At 71.7% G+C, this 26989-nt stretch carries 18 protein-coding genes and 1 pseudogene; 11 read left to right on the top strand and 8 right to left on the bottom strand.

What is annotated here, in order from left to right; all coding sequences use genetic code 11:
* The first annotated feature begins 24 nt into the window (after positions 1-24).
* The 3 genes and pseudogenes from AB0D74_RS10595 to AB0D74_RS10585 form a co-directional block, all read left to right on the top strand.
* A complete protein-coding gene (locus AB0D74_RS10595; RefSeq protein ID WP_362582913.1) occupies positions 25-1482 on the top strand; it encodes a sodium:solute symporter in 1458 nt (485 codons plus the stop codon).
* Positions 1483-1549: 67 nt separating this feature from the next.
* Positions 1550-2518 carry an agmatinase gene (speB, locus tag AB0D74_RS10590; RefSeq protein WP_362582910.1) on the top strand — a complete coding sequence of 323 codons (969 nt, stop codon included), beginning with the start codon at positions 1550-1552 and terminating at the stop codon, positions 2516-2518.
* Positions 2515-4194, top strand: a pseudogene (locus tag AB0D74_RS10585) (thiamine pyrophosphate-binding protein); the annotation flags it as partial. The gene speB and the pseudogene AB0D74_RS10585, both read left to right, overlap by 4 nt.
* 86 nt (positions 4195-4280) lie before the next feature.
* Here the strand turns inward: AB0D74_RS10585 and AB0D74_RS10580 are convergent.
* From AB0D74_RS10580 to AB0D74_RS10570, 3 genes are all read right to left on the bottom strand, one after another.
* On the bottom strand, positions 4281-4637 hold the full coding sequence (locus AB0D74_RS10580; protein WP_362582907.1) for a peptidase inhibitor family I36 protein: 357 nt from the start codon (positions 4635-4637) through the stop codon (positions 4281-4283).
* 143 nt (positions 4638-4780) lie between these two features.
* Positions 4781-5587 carry an endonuclease gene (locus tag AB0D74_RS10575; protein ID WP_362582903.1) on the bottom strand — a complete coding sequence of 269 codons (807 nt, stop codon included), beginning with the start codon at positions 5585-5587 and terminating at the stop codon, positions 4781-4783.
* A 133-nt stretch (positions 5588-5720) separates the two neighbouring features.
* The gene (locus AB0D74_RS10570; protein WP_362582900.1) at positions 5721-8111 is read right to left on the bottom strand and encodes a glycosyltransferase family 39 protein; all 2391 of its coding nucleotides are present in this window, start codon (positions 8109-8111) and stop codon (positions 5721-5723) included.
* Positions 8112-8372: 261 nt separating this feature from the next.
* Between AB0D74_RS10570 and AB0D74_RS10565 the strand changes: the two genes are divergently transcribed.
* Genes AB0D74_RS10565 through AB0D74_RS10555 form a run of 3 tightly spaced genes read left to right on the top strand, consistent with a single transcriptional unit; the run spans position 8373 to position 13662 of the window.
* Positions 8373-9626, top strand: coding sequence for an AAA family ATPase (locus AB0D74_RS10565; protein ID WP_362582897.1), 1254 nt, complete (start codon positions 8373-8375; stop codon positions 9624-9626).
* Positions 9626-10306, top strand: coding sequence for an RloB family protein (locus AB0D74_RS10560; protein ID WP_362582894.1), 681 nt, complete (start codon positions 9626-9628; stop codon positions 10304-10306). Before AB0D74_RS10565 ends, AB0D74_RS10560 begins: the two co-directional genes overlap by 1 nt.
* A gap of 38 nt (positions 10307-10344) precedes the next feature.
* A complete protein-coding gene (locus AB0D74_RS10555) occupies positions 10345-13662 on the top strand; it encodes an N-6 DNA methylase (protein WP_362582889.1) in 3318 nt (1105 codons plus the stop codon).
* Positions 13663-13728: 66 nt separating this feature from the next.
* Here the strand turns inward: AB0D74_RS10555 and AB0D74_RS10550 are convergent, their stop codons facing one another.
* Entirely contained in the window at positions 13729-14781 is a 1053-nt protein-coding gene (locus AB0D74_RS10550) for an esterase-like activity of phytase family protein (RefSeq protein WP_362582886.1), read from the bottom strand.
* Between the two features lie 110 nt (positions 14782-14891).
* Positions 14892-15737, bottom strand: coding sequence for a serine hydrolase (locus tag AB0D74_RS10545; RefSeq protein WP_362582883.1), 846 nt, complete (start codon positions 15735-15737; stop codon positions 14892-14894).
* A gap of 114 nt (positions 15738-15851) precedes the next feature.
* Here AB0D74_RS10545 and AB0D74_RS10540 point away from each other — a divergent pair, with 114 nt between their 5' ends.
* Positions 15852-16463 carry a hypothetical protein gene (locus tag AB0D74_RS10540; protein ID WP_362582880.1) on the top strand — a complete coding sequence of 204 codons (612 nt, stop codon included), beginning with the start codon at positions 15852-15854 and terminating at the stop codon, positions 16461-16463.
* Here AB0D74_RS10540 and AB0D74_RS10535 read toward each other — a convergent pair.
* A complete protein-coding gene (locus tag AB0D74_RS10535; RefSeq protein ID WP_362582877.1) occupies positions 16373-18082 on the bottom strand; it encodes an MOSC and FAD-binding oxidoreductase domain-containing protein in 1710 nt (569 codons plus the stop codon). The two genes, AB0D74_RS10540 and AB0D74_RS10535, sit on opposite strands and share 91 nt — an antisense overlap.
* 227 nt (positions 18083-18309) lie before the next feature.
* Here AB0D74_RS10535 and AB0D74_RS10530 point away from each other — a divergent pair, with 227 nt between their 5' ends.
* From AB0D74_RS10530 to AB0D74_RS10515, 4 genes are all read left to right on the top strand, one after another.
* On the top strand, positions 18310-19026 hold the full coding sequence (locus tag AB0D74_RS10530; protein ID WP_362582874.1) for a hypothetical protein: 717 nt from the start codon (positions 18310-18312) through the stop codon (positions 19024-19026).
* Positions 19027-19162: 136 nt separating this feature from the next.
* Positions 19163-22912 carry an ABC transporter ATP-binding protein gene (locus AB0D74_RS10525; protein ID WP_362582871.1) on the top strand — a complete coding sequence of 1250 codons (3750 nt, stop codon included), beginning with the start codon at positions 19163-19165 and terminating at the stop codon, positions 22910-22912.
* Between the two features lie 103 nt (positions 22913-23015).
* Positions 23016-23408 carry a hypothetical protein gene (locus tag AB0D74_RS10520; protein WP_362582869.1) on the top strand — a complete coding sequence of 131 codons (393 nt, stop codon included), beginning with the start codon at positions 23016-23018 and terminating at the stop codon, positions 23406-23408.
* Positions 23409-23564: 156 nt separating this feature from the next.
* Complete coding sequence (locus AB0D74_RS10515) at positions 23565-24161, top strand: HD domain-containing protein (protein ID WP_362582867.1); 597 nt, start codon at positions 23565-23567, stop codon at positions 24159-24161.
* A gap of 67 nt (positions 24162-24228) precedes the next feature.
* Here AB0D74_RS10515 and AB0D74_RS10510 read toward each other — a convergent pair whose 3' ends face one another.
* Both AB0D74_RS10510 and AB0D74_RS10505 read right to left on the bottom strand, forming a co-directional pair.
* Complete coding sequence (locus AB0D74_RS10510; RefSeq protein WP_362582864.1) at positions 24229-24861, bottom strand: hypothetical protein; 633 nt, start codon at positions 24859-24861, stop codon at positions 24229-24231.
* Between the two features lie 101 nt (positions 24862-24962).
* Positions 24963-26756, bottom strand: coding sequence for a glycoside hydrolase family 3 protein (locus tag AB0D74_RS10505; protein WP_362582861.1), 1794 nt, complete (start codon positions 26754-26756; stop codon positions 24963-24965).
* Positions 26757-26989: the final 233 nt, after the last annotated feature.

Here is a 26989-nt window from a genome sequence, read left to right as displayed (position 1 = left end):
AGAACCCCAGCGAAGGAGGGCCCTGTGGCCGTCGACTACACCGTGATCGTCCTGTACCTCGCCGGCATGCTGGCCATGGGCTGGTGGGGCATGCGCCGGGCCAGGTCGAAGAGCGACTTCCTCGTCGCCGGGCGCCGGCTCGGGCCCGTCATGTACTCCGGCACCATGGCCGCGATCGTGCTCGGCGGCGCGTCCACCATCGGCGGCGTGGGACTGGGCTACCAGTACGGCCTGTCCGGCGCCTGGATGGTCTTCACGATCGGGCTGGGCCTGCTCGCCCTGTCGGTCTTCTTCTCGGCCCGGATCGCCCGCCTCAAGGTCTACACCGTCTCCGAGATGCTGGACCTGCGGTACGGCGGCCGGGCGGGCGTGATCTCGGGGGTCGTGATGTGGGCGTACACGCTCATGCTCGCCGTCACCTCGACCATCGCGTACGCCACGATCTTCGACGTCCTCTTCGACATGAACAGAACCGTCGCGATCGTCATCGGCGGCTCGATCGTCGTCGCCTACTCGACGCTCGGCGGCATGTGGTCGATCACCCTGACGGACATGGTCCAGTTCGTGGTGAAGACGATCGGCGTGCTGCTGCTCCTGCTGCCCATCGCGGTCGTGAAGGCGGGCGGCTTCAGCGAGATGAAGGCGAAGCTGCCGACCACGTACTTCGACCCGCTGGGCATCGGCGGCGAGACGATCTTCACCTACGTGCTGATCTACACCTTCGGCATGCTCATCGGGCAGGACATCTGGCAGCGGGTCTTCACGGCGCGCGGCGACCGGACGGCCAAGTGGGGTGGCACGGTGGCCGGCACGTACTGCCTGGTCTACGCCCTCGCCGGGGCCGTGATCGGGACGGCGGCCAAGGTGCTGTACCCGAAGCTGGGCAGCCCGGACGACGCCTTCGCGACCATCGTCAAGGACGAACTCCCCGTCGGCGTCCGGGGGCTGGTGCTGGCCGCCGCGCTCGCCGCCGTGATGTCGACCTCCTCCGGCGCGCTGATCGCCTGCGCGACCGTCGCCAACAACGACATCTGGTCCCGGGTGCGGGGGCGGGCGAGGAACGCCGACCACGACGAGGTGCGGGGCAACCGGGTCTTCATCCTGGTCATGGGGCTCGGGGTGATCGGCACGGCCATCGCGCTCAACGACGTGGTGGAGGCTCTGACCGTCGCCTACAACCTGCTCGTCGGCGGCCTGCTGGTGCCGATCCTCGGCGGGCTGCTGTGGAAGCGCGGCACCGTGCAGGGCGCCCTCGCCGCCGTCGTCGTCGGCGGCCTCGCGGTGATCGGCCTGATGGCGGGCTACGGCATCCTCGCCAACGAACCCGTCTACTACGGCCTCCTCTCCTCCCTCGTCGCCTACGTCGCCGTCTCCCTGGCGACCAGGCCGACCGACGCGGCCGTGCTGGCCAACTGGCGGGAGCGGCTCGCGGGCCGCGGTGCTCCCGAACTCGTGTCCGAACCGGTCCCGGCCCACCAGTAGAGTCGTAGCCGGAAGCAGTGCATAGCGGTACATAAGCGACGAAGCGCAGGAAAGAAGGCAGCAGTCCATGAGCAGCAACGAGACGCCCCGCGGCCCCGTCGACTCCTCCCGCGTCCCGCGGTACGCCGGTCCCGCGACCTTCGCCCGGCTGCCCCGCCTCGACGAGGTCGGCACCGCCGATGTCGCCGTGGTGGGCGTGCCGTTCGACTCGGGCGTCTCGTACCGGCCGGGCGCCCGCTTCGGCGGCAACGCGATCCGTGAGGCGTCCCGGCTGCTGCGCCCCTACAACCCGGCGCAGGACGCGTCCCCGTTCGCGCTGGCGCAGGTGGCGGACGGCGGGGACATCGCCGTGAACCCCTTCAACATCAACGAGGCGGTCGAGACGATCGAGGCCGCCGCCGACGACCTCCTCGGCACCGGCGCCCGTCTGATGACCCTGGGCGGCGACCACACCATCGCGCTGCCCCTGCTGCGCTCGGTCGCGAAGCGGCACGGCCCGGTCGCGCTGCTCCACTTCGACGCCCACCTCGACACCTGGGACACCTACTTCGGCGCCGAGTACACGCACGGCACCCCGTTCCGGCGGGCCGTCGAGGAGGGCATCCTCGACACCTCGGCCCTCTCGCACGTCGGCACCCGCGGCCCGCTCTACGGCAAGCAGGACCTGACCGACGACCAGAAGATGGGCTTCGGCATCGTGACCTCGGCGGACGTCTACCGCCGGGGCGCCGACGAGGTGGCCGACCAGCTGCGCCGGCGGATAGGCGACCGGCCCCTCTACATCTCGATCGACATCGACTGTCTGGACCCCGCACACGCTCCGGGCACCGGCACGCCCGAGGCGGGTGGTATGACGTCCAGGGAGTTGCTGGAGATCCTGCGCGGACTCTCCTCCTGCCACCTCGTCTCGGCGGACGTCGTCGAGGTGGCCCCCGCGTACGACCACGCCGAGATCACCTCGGTGGCGGCCTCGCACACGGCGTACGAACTGACCACGATCATGACCCGACAGATTGCCGAGGCGCGCGCCAAGTGACCCACGACCACGACCTCGTACTCCGGCCGACGCCCGCCCAGACGGAGGCCGCGCTCAACCCTCCCCCCGGCCGCAACGGCGGAGACCTGGTCGTGGAGACCCTGGCCGGGCTCGGCGCGACCACCGTCTTCGGCCTGCCCGGCCAGCACGCCCTCGGCATGTTCGACGCCCTGCGGCGCTCCGCGCTGCGCTACGTCGGCCTGCGGGTGGAGAACAACGCGGGCTTCGCGGCGGACGCGTACGGCAGGATCACCGGCGAGGCGGCCCCGCTGCTCCTCTCCACCGGCCCCGGCGCGCTGACCTCGCTCGCCGCGCTGCACGAGGCGGCCTCCGCCTCCGCGCCCGTCCTCGCGATCAGCAGCCAGATCCCCACCGCGGGCCTGGGCGGCGGCCGTCACGGCTACCTGCACGAACTCCCGGACCAGGCGGCCTCCTTCCGGGGCGTGGTGAAGTCGGTCCACACCGTCCGCACCCCGTCGCAGATCCCGTCCGCGCTCGCGGCGGCCTGGAAGTCGGCCCTCTCCGTCCCGCACGGCCCGGTGTGGGTGGAGATCCCGCAGGACGTGCTCCTCGCGGAGACCACGCTGCCCGTGGTGACGGCGGTGGACGCGACCCCGGACGAACTCCCCCCGCGCCCCGAACTGACCGCGGTGGCGGCCGACCTGCTGTCGCGCGCGGCCCGGCCGGCGGTCATCGCGGGCGGCGGGGTGGTACGGGCGGACGCCGCCGGCAAGCTGAGGCAGCTGGCCGAGAAGGTGAACGCCCCGGTCGTCACCACCTTCGGCGGCAAGGGCGCCTTCCCCTGGCACCACCCGCTGTCCCTCCAGTCCTGGCTGGAGGACCGCCACACCACGGACTTCCTGGAGGACGCCGACGTCCTGCTCGTCGTCGGCTCGGGCCTCGGCGAACTCTCCTCCAACTACCACACGTTCAAGCCGCGCGGCCGGGTGATCCAGATCGAGGCCGACCTCGGCAAACTGGAGTCCAACCACCCGGCCCTCGGCATCCACGCGGACGCCCGGCTCGCGCTCCAGGCCCTGCTGGAGACGGTCTCCGAACGCGATGACCCGACGGCCCCGGAGCGCGTGCGAACCGTGCTCGCGAAGGTCTCCGACCGCATCGCCGCCCAGGAACTCACCCTGGAACAGGACGTGCTGGCCTCGGTCCGCCGCGCCCTGCCCACCGGCTCCCCCTCCTTCTGGGACATGACGATCCTGGCGTACTGGGCCTGGTCGGCGCTGGACGCCCAGGCCCCGAACCTCATGCACTCCGCCCAGGGCGCCGGCGGCCTCGGCTACGGCTTCCCGGCGGCCCTCGGCGCAGCCGCCGCCGACCCGTCCCGCCCGGTGCTCGCGGTCTCCGGCGACGGCGGCGCCCTCTACTCCATCGCGGAACTGGCGACCGCCCGGCAGCACGACCTCCCGGTCACCTGGCTGATCGTCGACGACGGCGGCTACGGCATCCTCCGCGAGTACATGACCGGCGCCTTCGGCGAGGCCACGGCGACCGAACTGACCCGCCCCGACTACGTGGCCCTCGCCGGGTCCTTCGGCGTCCCGGGGATCCGCACGACCCCGGAGACCCTGGAGACGGACCTCGCGAAGGCCCTCGCCGAACCCGGCCCCTCGGTCGTCGTACTCCCCGCCCTGCTACGGATGTTCGCCCCGACGCACCTGCCGGACCAGGGGGACCAGCAGGACCAGGAGGACCAGCAGGACCAGCAGGACCAGGAGGACCAGCAGGACCAGCAGGACCAGGAGGACTAGCAGGCCCCCGCCCCCACCCCGTCGATCCGCCCCCCGAAGTCGCCGCGGTACTGGGAGCGCCAGTCGCCGTTGAAGACGTCGCGCTTCTCGGTCGGGGACCAGTTGACGAAGCAGGCGCGGGTGGAGGCGACGAAGGAGCCTACGTTGTCGTGGAGGTTGGGCGGCATGTCGCGGTACCCGCTGCGGGCCGTCCACTCCCAGTAGTCGCCGCCGAAGCCCTCGCCGCTCCAGAAGCAGACCGAGCCGTCGGGACAGGACGGGGCGGCGACCGCGTGTGCGGAGGCGCTCTGGGCGGGGACGACGAGCGCGGTCAGGGCGAGGGCGGCGGCGAGGGACCAGGTGCGCAGCTTCACGGGACTCTCCGGAAAAGGAGTCGGGGACGCCCCGGCGGAACTGCCGGGGCGTCCCCATGCTGCTGGGCGGTCACGCGGACACGCCCGGGCCCAAGATCGACTTCACCTGTGTGAGGGAAGTAGTAGGACCGGCCCGACGGCGCCTACCAGATCGCGTCGACCCACTCCGGGTGGTCGATGAACGGGTTCCGGTTGTGCTGGTAGGTGCTGTAGATGACGTCGTTGCGGTTCTCCTCGAAGGAGTCCGGCGGGTCCTCGTCGTTCCACTGCTTCAGCACCGACAGCTTGCCGATGTACGGGGTGGAGCCGTTGTTGACCTTGTCGTCGGGCTCCAGGTTGGCGAAGCCGTCGTCGCCCTCGTAGCGGACGGCCATGTAGAGGATCATGCGGGCCACGTCGCCCTTGACGGCGTCGCGCGGCTCGAAGGAGTCCGAGTCGACCTTGCTGCCGCCGCTGTTGGTGAAGGTGGAGCCGCCCTCGTCGAAGTCGAGGTTGCCGCGCTTGCCGTTGACCGCCACGTCCTCGGGCCGGATGTGGTGCAGGTCCGTGCCGGGGCCGGTGGAGGTGGTGAGGTCGCCGTGCGAGATCGCCCAGACGTGCTCGCGGTTCCAGTCGCCGCTGTCCCCGCCGTTGAGGGACTTGCTGCGGGAGATACCCGAGTACAGCAGGATCACGTTGCTGCTGTTGTTCGGGTCCTGGTCGGTCTTCTTCAGGGCGTCCCACAGCGCCGAGTACGACAGCTTCGTGACGTTCGCGCTGATGATCGTGTGCAGGGACGACTTGAGGCTCGTCCCCGTCTTGCCGACCGCGTTCTTGTAGTACGTCGAGTCGTACGCGGTGGTCGTGGCGGCGGCCGGGGTCGCCGTCAGCGCCGGGGCGGTGAGGCCCACCAGGACGGCGGCGGTCGCCAGGGCCACCGACTTCCAGCGCCGGATGTGAGTCGCCAGCATAAAGAGTTTCCCATCTACGCGGGTTGACGAGGCGGCAAGAGGAGGGTGACATGAACATGAGGACGCGCAGGTAAACGGGACGTAAAAAGAGACCCCCGACCGTCTGGTCGGGGGTCTCGGATGTGCCGGTGTGTCAGCTGACGTCCGACGGGTCCAGCCGGTAGAGCGTCGAGGTGCTGCTCTGCGAGGCGGCGGACGAGGAGGAGGAAGTGGACGTGGACGAGGACGTCGACGTCGACGACTTCGAACCCGAACTCGAACTCGACGTGGCGCTCTTGCTGTACGCGCTCTCCTTGACCGCGGTGCCGTGCTTCTGCACCCAGGTGTTCACGGCGGAGCTGACGGAGTTGCCGCCGCCCATGCCGCCGCCCATCCCGCTGCCGCCGATCTGGATGTAGTGCAGCTTGCCCGCCTTCACCAGTTCCTTCAGCTTGGCGACGGTCATCGCGTTGTCGGACCCGGTGAAGCCCCACATGGAGATCACGGGCTCCCGGGTGCTGAGCTCGATCTGGGCCGCGGACTGGGAGTTGGACACGGCCAGCAGCCAGGTGGCGCCGTCCATGTGCTTCTTCAGGTAGGCGATCAGGTCGCTGCTGACGCTGCCGCCCATGCCGCCACCGCCGCCCATGCCACCGCCACCGCCGAAGCCGCCGCGCGTGCCGCCGGTGCCGGTACCGCTGCCGCCGCCGGGCATCTCGCCGGTGCCGCCGGGCAGTTCGCCGGTGCCGCCGGGCAGTTCGCCGTTTCTGGTGCCGCCGCTCGGGAGCTCGCCGGTGCCGCCGCCGGGCGTCGCCTGACCGTTGCCGCCGCCGGGGAAGCCGTTCGAACTGCCGCCCGGGGCCTCGCCGTTCGCGCCGCCCGGGAAGCCGCCGCCCATCTCGCCGCCGGCCTGGCTGTTCTGGCCGCCGCCCTGCTGCGTGCCGCCCGGCATCTCGCCGCCGCCCGGGAAGCCGCTGCTGCGGTTGCCGCCGCCCCCGCCGGGGCCGCCGCCCATGCCGCTGCCCGTGGAGGGGCCGGCCGTCGGATTGGTGCCGCCCATCATGCCGCTGGAGGAACCGAAGGCGGGCGAGGCGGCGTACGCCGTCGGACCCGCGAGCGCCGCGATCACGGCCGCCGCCAGGGAGGCCGTCAGCAGCCGGGCCCTGTTGCCGGACCGGAAGAGGACCAGGCCCACGATGCCGGCCACGGTCAGCACGCCGATCGTCGGCCACAGCCAGGTGTTCCAGCCGGAGGCCCGGCGCAGCAGCACGATCGCCCAGATGCCGGTGACGCCGAAGGCGGCCGGGAGGACCCAGACCCACCGCTTGTCGGTGCGGAACGCCTCCAGCAGCATCGCGCCACCGCCGCCGCACAGCACCGCGATGCCGGGGGCGAGCGCGGTCGTGTAGTACGGGTGCATGGTGCCCTGCGCGGTCGCGAAGATCACGTAGTGCAGCAGGGTCCAGCCGCCCCACAGGACCAGCGCCATCCGCCTCAGGTCCGTCCGCGGGGCACGGCCGCACAGCACCAGGCCGCCGACGAGCGCGATGCCCGCGAAGGGGAGCAGCCAGGAGATCTGGCCGCCGAGGATGTCGTTGAACATCCGGCCGAGGCCCGAGGAGCCGGAGAAGCCGCCGCCTCCACCGCCGCCCCCGCCGTTGCCCTCGCCGCCGAAGACGCGGCCGAGACCGTCGTACCCCATGATCAGGTCCCAGGCGGAGCCGTCCGTGGAGCCGCCGATGTACGGGCGGTCGGAGGCCGGGACCAGGGAGACGGCGATCGCCCACCAGAAGCTGGAGACGGCCAGCACGACCGCGGCGAGCGCCAGGTTGACGGCCCGCTTCGCCCAGGAGGCCTTCGACGCGTAGAGGTAGAGCGCGAAGACGGCGGGGAGCGCGATCCAGCCGGCGAGCAGCTTGGTGTTGAAGGCGAGACCGAAGCAGGCCGCCGAGCCGAGCAGCGGGAGCAGCTTCTCGTCACGGGTGGCGCGGAACGCGAGCGCCGCGCCCGACACCATGAGGAAGACGAGGAGCGTGTCGGGGTTGTTGTCGCGGTTGATCGCGACGGTGATCGGGGTGAGCGCCAGTACCAGCGCGGCGACCGTCGCCGCGCCGTGGCCCCACACCCGCTTCACGGTGGAGTGCAGGATGTAGATCGTGGCGAGCGCCAGCACGATCATCGGCGCCATCATCTGCCACGTGCCGAAGCCGAAGATCCGGCTCGACAGGCTCATGACCATGGTGGCGAGCGGCGGCTTGTCGACGGTCAGGAAGTTGCCGGGGTCCAGCGAACCGAAGAACCAGGCCTTCCAGCTCTTCGTACCGGCCCAGATCGCGCCGCTGTAGAAGGTGTTCATGTTGGAACCGGAGAGGTTCCAGGAGTAGAGCACCGCCGCCAGGACCAGGATCGCGAGCAACGCGGGGAGCGACCAGCGCGGTGCCTTGGCCGGCAGGGGAGCCGCGGAAGTCGCCGCGGGGGTCGCCGTCGGCGGGCCCCAGTCGGGGGACACGGGCGGGTGGGGGGTGGGATCGGTGGCAGATGTCACCACTCCACCATGGGCGCCGCCGATGGGCGGGGGCTGTGCCGATCCTGGGCGCAGGCTGTGGGTGGGTGAGATGTCGGTAAGAGGGCGGCCGGTACGGGCGGTGACCGGTCCCCGGCCGCGAACGGTTGCTCCTGTGCACCGCGATCACTCGTTCGGCCACGCGGCACCGGCCGCACCGGGTATGTTCCCCGAGGCCAGGCAGGCCGACGGGGGCAGTCTGTCCGGCCGGGCGACTACGCTGAGACAGGAGAGGAGGACAGCGTGCTGTTGAGGTTCCGCGTCGCGAACGTACGATCCCTGCGCGACGAGCAGGAGCTGTCCTTCGTGACGCCCGAGGACGAGGAGCTGCTTCCGGCCCGTCCTGTGAGCCTGGCAGGCAGCCGGTCGGTCGGGGTCTTCCCGCTGATCGGAATCTTCGGCGCCAACGCCTCCGGCAAGTCGAACGTGCTCGCGGCACTCGTAGACATGCGGAGCGCGGTGCTCGACTCCTATGCCCGCTGGGCCTCCTATGACGGCGTTCCACGCTCGGTCTTCGCGCTCGACCCCAAAGGGAACGAGGAACCCAGCTTCTTCGAAGTGGACCTCCTTCTGGACGGGGTCCGCTGGACGTACGGGTTCGAGCTGGGCGGCAGCCGCGTGGAAGCCGAATGGCTGCACAGCTACCCGCGCGGACACCGGCAGGTCTGGCTGGACCGGGACGCCTCCCGCGCCGAGGCATACGAATGGCCGGGAAACCGGGTCAAGGACCGTGCGCAGCTCGCCCGGCGCACTCGCCCCAACGCCCTGTTGCTCTCCACCGCGGGCACCGACAACCACCCGCAGCTCTCGCCCCTCTTCCACTGGTTCCGCCGCAACCTGTGGCTGATCGATCCGGAGGTCGAGCGGGACCAGCGCGAGGCGTTCACCCGCGAGGAACTCTCCGGAGCCCGCGCCCGCCGCATCGAGGACCTCCTGCGCGTCGCCGACCTCGGCATCACGGGGACGGAAGTGGTGGACGACGGCAGAGGCCGGTCGACCGTCAGGCTCGTCCACCGCTCGGCCGCCGGGGAGGCTGTCCTCGACTGGCAGGCCGAGTCCCTCGGTACCCGGTCCTGGTTCGCCCTTCTGGGCCCGCTGCTCCTGGCGCTCGACGAGGGGGCGGTACTGCTCGTCGACGAACTGGACGCCAGCCTGCATCCGCGGTTCGCCGCCGAGGTCGTCCGGCTGTTCAACGACCCGTACGCCAATCCCGACGGCGCCCAGCTGGTCTTCACGTCACACGACCCGACGGTCCTCACCACCCCAAGCGGCGGCCGGCTGCTCGACCCCGGCCAGGTATGGCTGACGGAGAAGGACGCGGACGGGGCGACCGAGCTGTATCCGCTGACGGCGGCGTCCCCGGCGGGGGAGGAGGATCTGATGAAGTCGTACCTGGCGGGGGTCTTCGGCGCGGTGCCGTCCCTGCACGAGGGCCAGATCGCCCGCCGTCTGCTTGCCGACCGGGAGCAGGACGCGCACGAGGCGGGGCGGGGCTGATGGGGAAGGCGAAACAAGGGAAGGAGTCGCTGGGCCCCGCCCAGCGGCGTGGGCGGCGCAAGCGGGTCGTCCATGTCTTCACCGAGGGGCTGGTCACGGAGCCCTCCTACATCGACATCATCAGGGCGTGCGGTGAACCGGCCGACCCGGTGGTGACCGTCGAGGTGCGGATCGCGAATGCCTCCGCTCCGGGGTCCCAGCGCAAGCCGCTCAAGCTTGTCGAGGCGGCGGTCGGCCTGATGAGCGACGAGCAGTGGGCGGCGAGGAAGAACGGACTGGCGAAGGAGTACTGGCCGCAGGTCTGGGTCCTGTTCGACCGGGACGAGCACGAAGGCATCGAGACGGCGCTCAAGCAGGCCCGCGAGGGGAACGTGAAAGTCGCCTTCTCCCATCCGTGCTTCGAGGTCTGGCGTCTGCTGCACCACAAGCCGGTCACCGGCACGTTCGGCGGCGTCTGCGGGCAGGTGACCACGAGACTGCCCTTCGCCAGGGATCCGAAGGACGCGGCCAACATCAAGGTGGTGCTGCCGCACCAGGTCACCGGACGCTTTCGGGAGGCGAAGAAGCGCGCCCTTCAGATGAACGCGGAGCACGGTGACCATGTGGCGCTCGTCAAGCGGGACCCGTACACCAATGTCCACGAATTCGTGGAACACGGGCTCGGCATCGTCTCGTACTGACACCATCTGCCACCACATCAGGCCGTAGGGAGCCGTTCGTGGCCAAGCTCACGCTCACCCAGTTGGAGCGGCACCTCTTCGCCGCCGCCGACATCGTCCGCGGGTCGATGGACGCCTCCGAGTACAAGGACTACATCGTCGGCCTGTTGTTCCTGAAGGGGGCCAACGACGAGTTCGACGTGGCGCGTGAGGCGATCGAGGAGTACGCGGTCGCAGAACTCGGTCTCATCGGCGAGGCGTTGACAGATCTCCTCGAAGACGAGTCGGCGTACCGCGAACGCGGTGTGCTCTTCGTACCGAGGATCGCCCGCTGGGCGGAAATATCCTCTGCCACGCACGACATCGCCGAGGGCCGGCTGCATCCGGCGCTGCAGGCGCTGGAAGGACAGGACGCCACGCTCCAGGGGCTCTTCAGCCACCTTGACTTCGGCCGGATCGGCGGTTCCGGCGGGTCTTCGGCCGCGCGTGCCGACCAGCGGCTGAAGTTGCTCATCGGGCACTTCGACCGCGTCCGGCTGAGCACACGTGACGTGGAGTCCCCGGACGTCATGGGTGCCGCGTACGAGTACCTCATCAAGGCGTTCGCGGACTCGGGAGGCCGGGTCGGCGGTGAGTTCTACACACCGCGCCCGGTGGTCCGGATGATGGTGGACCTGCTGGCACCCGAGCCGGGAATGCGGATCTACGACCCCTGTGTGGGCTCGGGCGGCATGCTCGTCGCCGCCAAGGAGTACGTGGAGGAGCACGGCGGCGACGCCTCGGACATGTTCTTCGCCGGTCAGGACGCCAACAGCGGGTCCTGGGCGACTGCGACGGTGAACCTGGTCCTCCACGGGGCGCGCCGGTTCGACCTCCGCACCGGGGACACGCTCACCGCACCGGCTCATGTGCCGACGTCCGACGTCGACCGGTTCGACGGAGTGCTCAGCAATCCGCCGTTCTCCATGGACTACACGCTGAGCGATCTGGCGTACCCGGAGCAGCGTGCGGCGTACGGGGTGACGGGCGAGCGTGGCAAGGCCGACCTGATGTTCGTCCAGCACATGCTCTGGGAGACCCGGCGGGAGGGCCGGGGCGGCATGGTCGTCACGGTTGTGCCGCACGGTGTGCTGTTCCGGGGCGGTGGGGAACAGGCAGTCCGCACGAAGCTGTTGGACGACGACACGGTCGAGGCGGTGATCGGCCTCGCTCCGAACCTCTTCCACGGCACCGGCATGCCGGCCTGCGTCCTGGTACTGCGCCCGCCGGGGAAGAAAGACCCGGCGCGGGCGGGCAAGGTTCTGTTCATCAACGCGGACCGTGAATTCCGTGCGGAGCGCGCGCAGAACGTGCTGCTTGCCGAGCAGTCCGAGAAGATCACGTCCGTCTTCCACGAGTTCGCGGAAGTGCCCGGATTCTCGCGTCTGGTCGGCCGCGAGGAACTGCGGGTGAACGACGACAACCTCACCGTCCGCCGCTATGTGGACAGCACGCCGCCTCCGGAGCCACAGGACGTGCGGGCGCATCTGGTGGGCGGTGTGCCTCGCGCGGAGATCGAGGCGAAGCAGGACCTGCTCGGCGCCTACGGGATAGCACTGACCGACCTCTTCGAGGAGCGCCTTCCCGCCGACCCGGAGTACGTCGACTTCCTGCCGAAAGGGCAGCGACCGGACACCGACTGGTTCGCCGAGCTGGCCCGCCCCCGGGAGGAGCGGCTCGGCGCTGCCTTCAACGAGTGGTGGGAAGCGGAAGCCGGGCATCTGGAGGCACTGGCCACAGTCGCCGAGCGGCCGACGGGTCCGCTGACGGCTCGGCGCCGAGCGGCGTTGTGGGCCGCGCGGGAGTCGTTGGTCGCGTCCTTTGTGACCCACCTCGGTGAAGCCGCCCTCGTCGACCGGCCCGCCCTCACGGGCGCGGTGACCGACTGGTGGCGCGAGGCCAGGTACGACCTGCTGGCGCTCGCCGAGAGAGGGTTCGCGGGGGTACTCGACGGCTGGATGGCGGATGTCGAGACACAGCTCGCGCCGGAATCCGACCCGAAAACCGGTGCGTTGCGTCGGCCGACAGCGGGGGAGCGGCGTGCAGCGTACCGGCACCGGCTGGTGGCCGCCGTCGTCCCGGACTTTCTGGCGGAGCTGGCGGCGGCGGACGCGCGGAAGGCCGAACTCGACGAGCGCTGGGAGGAGCTCAGAGCACGGCCGGAGGAAGGCGACCGGGAGAACGACGGGAGCGGCGGCGAGTCCTCGGCCCAGGAGACGACTGCGGTGGCCCTGGAGCAGCAGGCGGTACTCGCTCGGTTGAGGCGTGAGCGTGTGCGGGCCTCCGCCGTGGTCCGCAGCCTCGAAGACGGCGTGCAGGAGCGACTCACCGGCGCCCGAGCCGCCCTGGCCGCCGGTCGTGGGGAGCGTGGGACGGTACTCGACATCCTTCGCCAGGGGCTGCGGCGCAGGCTCGACGACCTGCTGCGGAACCGGCGTCGGGAACTGGTCCGTTCCTATGAGAACTGGTGGGAGAAGTACGGGCTGTCCTTCCGGGAGATCGAGCAGCAGTTGAAGGAGACGACGGGCACCGGTCCGGCGTCGACCTACCCCTGGTCTCGACAGAGCGCATGGGAGGTCATGGCCGGCGGCGCGCACCTCCTCGCCGACCGGACCGTGGTCGCCGATGTGGTGCACGACCTGATCGAGGCGGAGAAGGACGTCGAGGGGGAGCTCGCCAAACTGGATGTCGAGGAACTGCTCGCGCTGCTTGCCGCGACCGACTCCGGCGAGGCGGGCGGGGCGCGACTCGTGCCGCTGCGTGAGGTGGCCGAACTGGTACGGCCCGTCGTCGCCACCAGCGCGAGGGACGGCCTCGGGATACCGGTTCTCCGCCCGGCGGACCTGATCGAGCGCGTCCTCGCGCCGCCCGTCCGGCAGACCGCGGAAACGGGACTGTCACCACGTCAGCCGAGGCAGCCGGTGATACTGCGGCCAGGAGACGTCCTGTTCGCTCCTGCGGATGCGACTGGACGGACTTTCCGTGCCGCTGAGTGGCGAGGCGGAGCCGGGCAGGCGACGTACAGCCCTGCCGTCCTGTGCATCAGGCCGGACGCCGGCCGTCTGTCCGCGGATTACCTGGTCGCGTGGCTGATGCTGCCCGAAGCCCAGGCAAGCGTGTACTCGGTGGCACGTTCCGACGGCGACCTGCGCCTCGTGAGTCCGGCAAGGCTGCTCGACGTGGAAGTGCCCGTACCCGCCCAGGCGGCCCGGAAGGAGTTCACCGAACGCGTCGCCATGCTGAGCCTGGAAAAGGGCGTGCGTCACGCTCAGCTCGCGAAACTCCGCCTGGTGAAGGGCATCCTGATGCGCAACCTCACCGCGACCGCACGGGGCTGACGACCGCGTCGGCGCGGGTCCGTACACCGGCGGACCCGCGCCGTGTCACGTGCCCGACAGCATCTGTCAGACACGCACTCGCAGGGAGTAGAACCGGGTCGTCTGGGCCGCGTTCTGGTTGTCGTCGCTGACCAGGAGGACCTTGTACGCGCCCTTCGAGCGGCCGGTGACGACCATGCCCTCGATGTTGTCGAGGAGCGGGTTGGGCTGCGGCTGCTTGGCCGTGGCGCCCAGCGTCGGGCAGCTCGCGATGTCCGTCAGCAGCGTCTTCTTGACCAGGCGGACGCCGGCCTGGCCGGTGAGGTTCTCGATGCCGCTGGTGTCCGTGGCGTGCCGCGGGTCGGCCAGGAAGAGGCGGACGGTGTTGCCGACGCCGGCGGTGAAGCCGCGCTCCAGGACGAGGAGCCGGCCGTCGGGCAGCGCCTGCACCTCGGGGACGCCGAGGATCGGGTCGTCGGTGCGGTAGGCGTACTGGGCCGACAGCCTGAAGTGGTCGCCCTTGGTGCGCTGCCAGGTCTGGAAGCGGACGATCCCGGCGGTGTCGCCGGAGATGGCGTACTCCATGGAAGCCAGCAGGGTGCGGCCCCCGTCGAGCAGGGTCAGGCCCTCGAAGGTCTGGTTGGAGGTGGCCCGCCCGGCCGGGGAGACGAGGAGCGAGGACGGTACGGGCAGGCGGTCCAGGATCGTGCCGTCCACCGAGTAGCGGCGGACGGACGGCTCGGTCTCGGAGGTGATCAGGCGGGTGCCGTCCCGGTCCACGACCAGGCCCTCGGAGTCGAGCGCGGCGCCGTTCTCGTCGGCGAGCCCGACGACCTTCTTCGGCGCGAGCGTCTTCGCGTCCAGGTCGAAGAGGTAGGACCGGTCGGCGAGGGCGGCCAGGGAGCCGTCCTTGTCCACGGCGAGCGCGGAGAGGTTGCCGACGAAATAGCCGCCGAAGGTGGTCTTGTCGAGGGCGTCGGAGAAGCTGTCGAGGGAGACCGAGGACGAACACGCGTGAGCTGAGGCGGTGTTGGTCGCGTCGGTGCCGGTCGTGCCGGCGTTGGCGGGCCCGGCGGCGGACAGACAGGTGGCCGCCGCCAGGCCGGCGGTGACGGTGGCGAGTACGGTTCGCAGGCGCATGGCGGTCACCGTAGGGGGAACCGGTGACGGGGTGGAGACCGCCCCGTGAAGGAAAGGGTCGATCTCCGGCCGCCGGGACCGTACTTCGGTAGGCGAACCGCCGCCGCGCCTCAGGAGGCCGCGAGGTCCTTGTGGACGACCTTCGCGACGGCCTGGATGGTGTTGATGCCGTAGCTCATGGTGCTGTTGTCCTGGGTCAGCACGGTCATCTGGTAGTCGTGACCGCCGCCGGTGAACGTGCCGAGGCTGTGCACCCGCCAGCCGTGCGTGGCGCGCTGCAACCAGCCGTTCTTGACGTGCACGGCGACACCGGACGGGGCGCCGTACGGCGTGCCCCACCGCTGGGACGAGATGACCTGCCCCATCAGCTTCAGGATGTAGGCCCGTGAACTGTCGCTGAGCACCGTGTTCTTGGCGGTGACGAGGGCGAGCAGCCGCTGCTCGTCGTGGACGTCGATCTGGGTCAGGCCCCAGTAGCCGTTGGCACCCGGGGTGGTCTGCGTCATCCCGGCGGCGCTCAGGAAGCCCTTGATCTTCGTCAGGCCGAGCTGCTTCCAGAGCTTGGTCGTCGCGTCGTTGTCCGACTTGGTGATCATGGCCTTGGCGAGCGTCTGCTCGGTGGTGGTCAGATACCGGTTGTGCTTCTTCGCGTCCCACAGCAGCGTGGCAAGGACGGTCACCTTGACCGTGCTGGCCGAGTCGTAGTGCGTGGTGGAGCGCAGGGTGCAGGTCGTCTTCGTCGAACGGTCGTACAGGCCGACGGCGATCGTCCCCTTGCGGTTCGCGATGGCCGTGGTGATGTCCTTCTTCAGCTTCGTGGCGAGCGCCGCCTTGGTCGACGTACAGCTGACGGCGGGCGCGGCGGCCGAGGCGGGCGCTGCGACGGCCACGCCGGCTATGAGAAACCCGGTGCCGAGCGCGGTGGCGACCAGCCCTCTCCTTCGTCTGTGAGTCATACCCCCGTTGACACACGGATTCGCACGAATGGTTGTACGAGCGGTCAGGGCTTTAAACAACCGTCACCTGGGGCGCGCTGTGCGCTGCCTCAGCCGTGCCACAGGATGGGGCCCATGAGAAACCCGAGACGGCAGGCCGCGGCGCTGTCCGCGGCCACGGTCGTGCTGTTCGCCGCCGCAGGCTGCGGCGGCGGCTCCGACCACGCCGCGCCCGCCGCCGCGACCTCCGTGCCCGCGACGGGAAGGCCCACCCCCGTCACCATGCCGTGGGACGACACCGTCACCAAGGCACCGGGGTTCCCCGACGGCGAGGTCGTCGCCCAGGCGGCGAACGCCACCGGAGGCCGGGAGATGGACATCGAGGGCGGCGTCGGCAGCGGCATCCTGGCCGTCCTGGTGAACTGTGAGGGCAAGGGCAGACTGACCGTCACCGTCGAACCGCTCGGCTTCAACTTCCCGTTCGACTGCGTCGACGGCCGGGTCAGCACCATCGACAACGAGACGAACATGAACGGCGGCGGGGTGCGCCCCCACACCCCGGGCACGGTGCAGGTGACGGCGTCGGCGGGCGTGCGGTGGGCGATCACCGTCGGGCACGAGGACGTGACCGGTCGGCCGGAGTCCTGGCGCCGGGCTCAGAGGTCGAGGACGACCTCGGTGGTCGGCGTCGAGCAGCAGATCAAGGCCGTGCCGGGCTCGGGGAGTTCGAGGGGCGGGGTGGTGTAGGTGACGTCGCCGGTCACCACGGGCGTCACGCAGGTGTGGCAGACGCCGGTGCGGCAGGACCAGCGGGTGGGGATGGAGCAGGCTTCGGCGAGTTCGAGGAGCGAGCCGCGGGCGGGGGACCACGGGGTGGTGATGCCGGTGCGGGTGAAGGTGACCAGGGGGCCGGTGCCCGGCGGGCCGGCCGGCTGGTGCGGGCGTACCGGGTCGGTGGCGGTGACGCCCGGGTTGACGGCGGAGAGGGCGCCGAACCGCTCCGTGCGGATCCGCTCGGGGCTTAGGCCGAGTTCGCGCAGGTGCCCGGAGAGGTCGTCCATGAAGGCGGTCGGTCCGCAGAGGTAGGCGTCGGCGTCGGCGGGGACGCCCAGGGCGGTGAGCGAGGCGGCGGTCGGACGGCCCCGGGTGACGCGTGCGTCGCCGGGCGGCGGTGTCTCCGAGGTGTAGTGGATGTGCTCGTGGGCGCGGGGGAGCCGCGCCAGCAGGGCGTGGGCCTCGTCCGCGAAGACGTGGTGGGCGCGGTCGTGGGCGGTGTGGATCCACCAGACCGGGCGCGGGTCCCGTACGGCCGCCAGCCGGTGGAGCATGGCGAGCACGGGCGTGACCCCGATGCCCGCCGACAGCAGGACGACCGGACCGGCGCCCTCTTCGAGCACGAACGCCCCGCGCGGACCGGCCACCTCCACGAGGTCCCCGCTGCGGAGCCGGGCGTGGATGTAGCCGCTGACCTTCCCGTGCGGCTCGTGCTTGACGCTGATGCGGTAGGTGCCGTCCGTGGGCGTCGCGGACAGGGAGTAGCTGCGTACGGCGCGGTCGGTGCCGTCGACGGCCAGGCGGAGGGAGAGGTACTGGCCGGGGCGGGCCTCGGCCGGCGGGGTGCCGTCGGTGGTGCCGAGGTGGACGGAGGTCACGTCGGCGGTCTCGGGGACGATGCGAGTCACCCGCAGGGGCCGGAAACCCGGCGGCCCCGGCTCGGGACCGGTCTGCCCGGCGGCGAGCTCCCGGAAGGACTGCTGCCAGCCGGGGCTCAGGGCGGGGATGCGCAGGGCCGTGCGCAGCTTCGCAGGGTCGCGGCCGGGCAGGTAGAGCAGCGCGTCGGTGTCGGCGACGCTGAGCTCTCCCGGGCCCCTGCGGGTGCGGGTGATCCCGTCACCGGCCCGGACCCGGCCCTCGGTGATCACCCGCAGGTAGAAGCCCGGGCGGTGGTGGGCGACCAGGAGCGAGGCCATCGCGGGTTCGCCCAGGCGCATGCCGACGCGGTAGCAGGTGACCCGGGGCTGGGTCACCTCGAACTCGGCCTCCCCGATGCGGTACCGGTCGCCGATGCACACCTCGTCGTCGGGCAGCCCGTCGACGGTGAAGTTCTCCCCGAACATCCCGAAGTCCAGGTCGTCGCGGCCGAGCTCCTTCCGCCAGTAGCGGTAGGAGTCCAGCTGGTAGACGAGGACGGCCCGGATCTCGCCGCCGTGCCCGGCCAGGTCGCCCTGGCCGTCCCCGTCGACGTTCAGCCGCCGCACCATGCGGCTGCCGGGCACGGGGGACTTCCACGCCCCGGTGCGGACGGTCCTGCCCTGCCAGGAGACGTCCTCGGGCAGTCCGACGTTGACGGACAGCAACCTCGCCATGCGGACCTCCTGCGGTGGCCGGCCCCACCACGATCCCCTGAGCACGCATCCTGCTGCCTCCGCCGGGATACCGCGAACGGAGCGGGACTTCTCCCCGGCGCCGAGTTCCCCTGACGCCGAGTCGCCCTGTTACCGAACGCGGACGGAAAGCGATGAACAACCCCCCACCCGATCGCCATCTCACCGTGCACAGGACAGAGCGTCCTGATGACTCATGGGGGATTTCGATGACGACCACGCGCCGTGCCCGCCGTACCGTCCGCTCCGCCGCCCTGGTGGCCGTCGCCGCCGCCGCGGCGCTCTCGCTGACCGCCTGCCAGAGCGGAGGGAGCGGAGGGAGCAAGGACGGCGCCGCCCGTCCGGAGCAGCAGGTGTCGGCGTCCGCCGCCCCGAGCGGCACCACAGCGACCGGCACCGGCACCGGCACCGGCAAGACCACCGCCGACGTGCGGACCGAGACGCTCGCCCCGTCCCGCACCGCCACGCCTGCCACGCCTGCCACGCCTGCCGCCCCGGCCGCCAGGACGGCGTCCCCGGTCCGTACCCGGACCCTGGCGGACGGCAGCACGGCCGAGATCTACCGGCTCGGTGCCGAGCACTACCGGGCGAAGATCGTCAGCCGTGGCGCGGTCCTGGCCACGATCGAGACGGGTCGGTCGGACGCCGGGCTCGACGCCAACGACATGTTCGTCGTGCTCACGCTGGGTGGCGACATCCACTCCTGGACGGGCGGCGGCCACACCGGACCGGGCACCTTCAAGCTCGCCGGCGGCTGGACGGCCAAGGTCACCAAGGTCGGCGAGCTCCGGTACCGCGCGCAGATCCTCGGCAACGACGGCTCGGTCGACGCCACGCTGGAGGCGAACCAGCACGACGTCGGCCTCGACGCCAACGGCGTGTACATCGTGCTCAGCGCCGGCGGCGTGATCAGCGCCCACGAGTAGCCGCCCGCGGCAGGCCCCCTTCGGCTCCCCCGCCCCGCCCGCCCCGCGCCCCCTCCCGTTTTGTTGCGGAGGGATGAAATCCGCTTCGTTCCGTGTTGTGGCCTGCGGAAGAACAGGTCGAACGGAGGGCACCCGCGTGGCAGCGCAACAGGGGGAGCGGCAGCAGGACGGCTGGGCGCGCAGGCTGGCGGGGTACGCCTGGCGGCATCCCCGGGACGTCGTGCTCGCGCTCGGGTCCTCGCTGGCCGGTATGGCGGTGCTGGCCGTCGTACCCCTGATCACCAAGGTGATCATCGACGACGTGATCGGCGGTCACAGCCGGTCCATGGGCCCCTGGGCCGGTGCCCTGATCGGTGCCGCCGTCCTCGTCTACGCGGCCACCTTCGTCCGCCGCTACTACGGCGGCCGGCTCGCCCTCGACGTCCAGCACGACCTGCGCACCGAGATGTACGGCACCCTCACCCGGCTCGACGGACGGCGGCAGGACGAGCTGTCCACGGGCCAGGTGGTGGGCAGGGCCACCAGCGACCTCCAGCTGATCCAGGGCCTCCTCTTCATGCTGCCGATGACCATCGGCAACGTCCTGCTCTTCCTGATCTCCCTCGCGATCATGGCGTGGCTGTCGCCGCCGCTCACCCTGGTCGCCCTCGCCGTCGCCCCGGCCCTGTACTGGATCGCCAAGCGCAGCCGCAGCAAGCTGCACCCGGCCACCTGGTACGCCCAGGCCCAGGCCGCCGCCGTGGCCGGCGTGGTCGACGGCGCGGTCAGCGGTGTGCGCGTGGTGAAGGGGTTCGGGCAGGAGGAGCAGGAGACCGGCAAGCTCAAGGAGGTCGGGCGGAAGCTCTTCGCGGGGCGGCTGCGCACGATCCGGCTGAACAGCAGGTTCACCCCGGCCCTGCAGGCCGTCCCGGCCCTGGGCCAGGTCGCCATGCTGGCGCTCGGCGGCTGGCTCGCCGTCCGCGGTCACATCACGCTGGGCACCTTCGTCGCCTTCTCCTCCTACCTCGCCCAGCTGGTCGGGCCGGTCCGGATGCTCGCCGTGGTCCTCACCGTCGGCCAGCAGGCCCGCGCCGGCACCGAGCGGGTCCTGGAGCTGATCGACACCCGGCCCACCATGAAGGAGGGCACCAAGACCCTCCCCGCCGACGCGCCCGCGACCGTCGAGTTCGACGACGTGTCGTTCGGGTACGAGCACGAGCACCCGGTCCTGAGGGGACTCAGCTTCGAGATCCGGCCGGGCGAGACCCTCGCCGTCGTCGGCTCCTCCGGCTCCGGCAAGTCCACCGTCTCCCTCCTCCTGCCGCGCTTCTACGACGTCACCCACGGCGCCGTCCTCATCGGCGGCCACGACGTCCGCGAGCTGACCCACGACTCGCTCAGGGCCGCGATCGGCCTGGTCCCGGAGGACTCGTTCCTGTTCTCCGACACGGTCCGCAACAACATCGCCTACGGCCGTCCCGACGCCACCGAGGACGAGATCCGTGCCGCCGCCCGCGCCGCCCAGGCCGACCGTTTCATCGCCGGGCTGCCCGACGGCTACGACACCAAGGTCGGCGAGCAGGGCCTCACCCTCTCCGGCGGCCAGCGCCAGCGCGTCGCCCTCGCCCGCGCCCTGCTCACCGACCCCCGCCTCCTCGTCCTCGACGACGCGACGTCGGCCGTCGACGCGCGCGTGGAGCACGAGATCCACGAGGCCCTCGCCCACGTCATGCGGGGCCGCACCACCCTCCTCATCGCGCACCGCCGCTCCACCCTGAACCTCGCCGACCGCATCGCCGTCCTCGACGGCGGCCGGCTCGCCGACATCGGCACCGACGAGGAGCTCCAGCAGCGCTCCGCCCTGTACCGCAGGCTCCTCACCGACCCCGACGAGCTGGGCGGGGTCTCCCCGGGGCACGCGCTGCCCCTCGAACCGCGCGAGGACACGTCCGTACGGGACGAGCTGGACGCCGAGTTCGACGCCGAGCGGGGCGTGACCCCGCGCCTGTGGACCGGCGACCGCACGCCCCGCGACCTCGCCCTCGCCGGCACCCCGGCCACCCCCGAACTCCTCGCCCAGGTCGAGGCGCTGCCCCCGGCCACCGACGTCCCCGACGTCGACGAGGCCGGCGCCGTACGCCCCGAGGACTCCTACGGCCTGCGCCGCCTGCTGCGCGGCTTCGGCGCGCCCCTGCTGGTCAGCCTCGGGCTCGTCGCCGTGGACGCCGGCATGGGCCTGCTGCTCCCGGTCCTGATCCGGCACGGCATCGACCAGGGCGTCAGCAGGATGGCGCTCGGCGCGGTCTGGGCGGCGGCGCTGCTCGGCCTGTTCGCGGTGCTCGCGCAGTGGGCGGCCCAGATCGGCGAGACGCGGATGACCGGGCGCACCGGCGAACGGGTCCTCTACTCCCTGCGCCTGAAGATCTTCGCCCAGCTCCAGCGGCTCGGACTCGACTACTACGAGCGGGAGCTGACCGGCCGGATCATGACGAGGATGACGACCGACGTCGACGCCCTCTCCACCTTCCTTCAGACGGGCCTGGTCACCGCGTTCGTCTCCGTCGTCACCTTCTTCGGCATCATGGTCGTCCTGCTGGTGATCGACGTACAGCTCGCGCTCGTCGTCTTCATCACCCTGCCCCCGCTGGTCGTCGCGACCTTCTTCTTCCGCCGGGCGAGCGTTAAGGCGTACGAACTCGCCCGGGAGCGGGTGTCGGTGGTCAACGCCGACCTCCAGGAGACGGTGTCGGGGCTGCGGATCGTGCAGGCCTTCCGGCGCGAGGGGGACAGCGGCCGGCGCTTCACCGAACGCAGCGAGAGCTACCGCAAGGCCCGTATCCGGGGCCAGTTGCTGATATCGGTCTACTTCCCGTTCGTCCAGCTGCTGTCGTCGGTGGCCGCGGCGAGCGTGCTGATGGCGGGCGCCCACCGGGTGGAGGCGGCGACCCTCACCACCGGCGCCCTGGTCGCCTACCTGCTCTACATCGACCTGTTCTTCGCCCCCGTCCAGCAGCTCTCGCAGGTCTTCGACGGCTACCAGCAGGCGACCGTCTCCCTCGGCCGCATCCAGGAGCTCCTGCGCGAGCCGACGTCCACGCAGGCGGCGGACAGGCCGCGCGAAGTCGGTTCCCTGCACGGCGACATCGCCTTCGAGAACGTGCACTTCGCTTACGGCGCCGCCGACGAGGGCGACGCGGCCCTGACCGGGATCGACCTGACCGTCCCCGCCGGGCAGACCGTCGCCTTCGTCGGCGAGACCGGCGCCGGCAAGTCGACCCTGGTCAAGCTGGTCGCGCGGTTCTACGACCCGACCAGCGGCCGGGTGACGGTCGACGGCACGGACCTGCGCGACCTCGACCTCACCGCGTACCGCCATCGCCTCGGGGTGGTCCCGCAGGAGGCGTACCTCTTCCCCGGGACCGTCCGGGACGCCATCGCCTACGGCCGCCCGGACGCGACCGACGCCCAGGTGGAGGCGGCGGCCCGCGCGGTCGGCGCCCACGAGATGATCGCCACCCTCGACGGCGGCTACCTCCACGAGGTGGCCGAGCGCGGCCGGAACCTCTCCGCGGGCCAGCGCCAGCTCATCGCCCTCGCCCGCGCCGAGCTGGTCGACCCCGACGTGCTGCTCCTCGACGAGGCGACGGCGGCCCTGGACCTGGCGACCGAGGCGCAGGTCAACCTGGCCACCGACCGTCTGACGGGCCGTCGTACCACCCTGGTCGTCGCCCACCGGCTGACCACCGCGGCCCGTGCCGACCGGGTGGTGGTCATGGACCACGGCCGGGTCGCCGAGGACGGTACCCACGACGAACTGCTGGCCCTCGACGGCCGGTACGCCGAGCTGTGGCGCACCTTCATCGGCCAGCCCGAGGAACCGGAGGAGCCGGTGGGCGCGACCCGCTGACCCCTGCTTCCCGACCGCCGTGCAACCATCCGACATACGTCGGGCGTCCGTACATCAGTACGGTCATGGTTGGTGCACAGCTGCGGTACGGGAGGGGACGACTGTGGACAGTGGTGCGATACGCCGGCGGCTGGCGCTCGGCGTGGCCGTGCTGGCCGCCTCCGGGGTGTTCGCGCTCGTGGCACCGGCCGAGGCGCAGGCGGTGACGGCCGCGAACTGCGCCGGACGCGAGGTGCGGACCCTGTCCTTCGCCACCGGCACCGTGCACGTCTACCGGCAGGGCGGCTACGTCTGCGCGATCACCCTCCCCAAGAAGTCCGGCGGCAGGCGGACCATGTCCGTCAGCGTCCAGGCCCGCGGCAACCGACCGGTCGTCGACAAGGGCGAGTACAACCACCGCGCGGGCCCGGTCACGGTCCACGCGGGACACCGCTGCGTGTGGGTGCGCGGCACGGTGGGCCGGAGTTCGGTGAGCTCGGGCTGGATCCTCTGCTGAGGGAGGACGAACCGCGCGTGCGCGTACGACGTGAGATCCGGTGGGTCCTGTGGGCCCTGTGGGCCGCCTGTCTGCTCTTCTGCCTCTGGTTCCTCGCCGAGGCGGTCGCGCTGTTCCGGCAGGCCGAGTCATGGTGAGGGGAGCGGTGTCCGCACGATGACCGCGACGCCCACGGACCTCCTGGCCCGTGCCCTGGACGCACCCGGCGAGCCCCCGCTGCGGCCGTTGCCACCGGTGGTGGCGGAGCTGCTGCGTTCGCTGGACGCCCCGCCCCGGCTGGCGGCCCACCTGCGCGCGGTGCACGACGTCGCGGTCGACCTGGTCGACTGGGTGCGGGAGCGCTACCCGGACCTGGCCGTGGACCGCGACGCCGTCCTCTTCGGCGCGGCCACCCACGACGTGGGCAAGGTCTGCCGTCCCGGGGAACTCACCGGGCCCGGCTCGGCCCACGAGACCGCCGGACGCGACCTGTTGCTGGACCGCGGCTTCCCGCCCGCACTGGCCCGGTTCGCCGCCACCCACGCCGACTGGGACGACCCCGCGGTGACGCTGGAGGACCTCCTGGTCAGCACGGCCGACAAGGTGTGGAAGGACAAGCGCGTCCCCGGTCTTGAGGACAGGCTCGTCAGGGCACTGGCGGACGCGACGCGCCGGGAGCCCTGGGAGGAGTACCTCGCGCTCGACGACCTCCTCACCCGGATCGGCGCGACCGCCGCCCCCCGCCTGGCCTTCCAGGCGGCCTTCCCGGTCTGACCGGCGCGCAACCGACTCGGCGTCAGGGGTGCCCGGGCGGGCCCTCGTCGAGGCCGGCACGGAGCGTTCACAGCCGGCGGGCGCAGCCCACCGGATGCTCTCCGCCCAGCTGGACGTAGAGGGCGGTGGACGGTGGGCAGTCGGCCCGTGAGGCGACCGCCCGCACCACCCGGTACTGCGGCTTGCGCTTGCCCGAGCCGTCGCAGGTGGTCTCCCGGACCTCGCCGCGGCCCGAGCCGTAGACGCAGTCGCCGACGATCGTGCGCGGCCCGCCGCCCCCGCCCGGGTCACCGGGGTGCGGCGGCTCCAGGTTGCGCATGCAGGCGTAGCCCTGCGGGATCGTTCCGTCGCCGTCCTCGCCGCCGCCCGTGCGCTGGGCGCCGATGTGCAGCACGAAGTCGGTGGTGGCCGGGCACGGCGGACCGCCGGCGACGGTGCCGTCGTAGCGGGCGATCACCCGGGCCGCCGCGCGTTCACCGGAGCAGGGCACCTCGGTGAAGCTGGCGGTGCCGAACGAGCTGCACTCGTCCACCGCGAGGAACCGCGCGCCGTACCCGGGCAGGGCCGGGCTCGCCGTCGACCGTGCGCTGCCCGCCGGCGCCCCGGACGACGACGTCCCGGACGACGGCGTCCGGCAGCCGGCCGGCAGCAGCACGACGGCCAGCGCCATCAGAAGCCCCGCACAACGTCTGCTCCGCATACCGACCCCCTGCCAGCGTGGCCCGCGGGCTCGGTCCGCGTCAGCTGTACGGGAGGCTTTCCGCCCGTTGGGGGCGTTACGCCCGGTTCTGTAGCGTACGTCTAATACGTCAGCCCGTGACCGATCGGGTACAGCACCTGCGCCGGATCGTCCGCCCGCTGCACCGGCACCGGCAGCCTGCCGCGCGGTGCCACCCGGCCCGCGATCACCCGTGCCGCGGCCCGCAGTTCGACGTCGGTCCAGGAGTAGGCCGCCAAGCAGGCCCGTACGGAGGGGAGTTGGGCGACATCGTACGGATTGCGCACCGCCACCGCCACCACCGGGACGCCGGTCGCGACCAGCCGTTCCACCAGCTGCTGCTGTCCGCCGCCCGCCGTCACGTTGTACGTCCCGACCACCACCGCGTCCGCCGCCCGCGCCGCCGCGACGGCCTGGTCGACGGTCGCGGGGGAAGGCGCCGTACCCGTGGACAACGCGCTTGCCGTGAAGCCCAGTTCGGTGAGGGCGGCGGCGAGCACCCCGGTCGGCGGGCCCGTCGTACCGGACGGTGCGTCCGGGTCGGCGCCGACGACCAGCACCGTGCCGTGCGTGCGGGGGGAGAGCGGGAGCAGTCCGCCCTCGTTGACCAGCAGCGTGGTGGTGCGTTCGGCGATCCGGTCGGCGGCGGCGAGGTGCTTCGCCGCCCCGACCACCCGGCCGACGTCCTTCGCGTTCACGTACGGCCGGTCGAGCAGCCCCAGCCGGGACTTCAGCCGCAGGATCCGCAGGACCGACTCGTCCAGCCGGGCCTCGGTCAGCTCCCCGTCCCCGACGGCCTTCAGAACGGCGTTCCAGGCGACGTCCAGGGCGGGCGGGTTCAGGAGCTGGTCGACGCCGGCCTTGAGGGCGAGGACGGGCACCCGGTCGTCGCCGTACTTGGTGCGGACCCCCTCCATGCCCAGGGAGTCGGTGACCACGACCCCGTCGTAGCCGAGTTCGTCGCGCAGGATGCCGGTGAGGACGGGGTGCGAGAGGGTCGCCGGGTCGCCGGAGCCGTCCAGGGCCGGGAACTGGATGTGCGCGGTCATGACCGAGTCGATGCCGGCCTCGATCGCCGCCCGGAACGGGACCGCGTCCAGCTTCTCCCACAGCTCCCGGCTGTGCGTGATCACCGGGAAGCCGGTGTGGCTGTCGACGGCGGTGTCGCCGTGCCCCGGGAAGTGCTTGGCGGTGGCCGCCACGCCCGCGTCCTGGTACCCCTGCGCCTCGGCGGCCACCAGCGCCCCGACCGCGTCCGGGCCGGCCCCGAAGGACCGTACGCCGATGATCGGGTTGGCCGGGTTCACGTTCACGTCGGCGTCGGGGGAGTAGTCCTGCCGGACACCCATCGCCCGCAGCTCCGCCCCCGAGACACGGCCGACGGTGCGGGCGTCGGCCGTGGAGCCGCCCGCCCCCAGGGCCATGGCGCCCGGGAAGAGGGTGGCGGGCTTCCCGATCCGGCAGACGGCGCCGTGCTCCTGGTCGGTGGCGATGAGCACGGGCAGGCCGCGCGGCTGCTCCAGCGAGGCGCGCTGGATGCCGTTCGACAGCTCCGCGATCTGCCGCGGGTTCCGGGTGTTGTGCGTCCAGGTGAAGTAGATGATCCCGCCGACCCGGTACTTCCCGATCAGCTCGGCGGCGGTGCGGACGCCGATCTCCTGGAGGTTGGCGTCGATGTCGGCCTGGTCGGGGTCGGTGGCCGAATGCCCGTAGACCCGCATCACGAACAGCTGGCCGACCTTCTCCTCGATCGTCATCCGGGAGATCAGCGCGCGGAGCCTCTTGTCGTCGGAGTCGAGGGCGTTCGCACGGGTGCCGACGGCCAGTCCCGCGGTGACGCCCGCGGTGGCGGCGAGAACGGTGCGTCTGGAGGGCACGTGCACTCCTTACGGTGGGGACATGCACAGTAACCAGAAAGGGGCCGCCATCGGCGCATTGGAGGGGGGCACGTCGATGGCGGCGGGCCGGCGGCCGTGGTGCGGCGGAGAGGGTAGGTCGGCGATCGCAGCCAGCAGCGAGTGCCGACACCGCACCACGAAGACTCTTCCGACAGCCTGCGCTTTGGACGGACGGCGCGGGGGGCGGGTTCCCGGACGGCCGGGAATTCCCG

The sequence above is a fragment of the Streptomyces sp. NPDC048278 genome (genome assembly GCF_040652195.1).
In the GTDB taxonomy this organism is placed as follows: Bacteria; Actinomycetota; Actinomycetes; order Streptomycetales; family Streptomycetaceae; genus Streptomyces.
The sequence above is the reverse complement of the archived record's forward strand: the minus strand, read 5'-3'. Positions and strand labels throughout refer to the sequence as shown.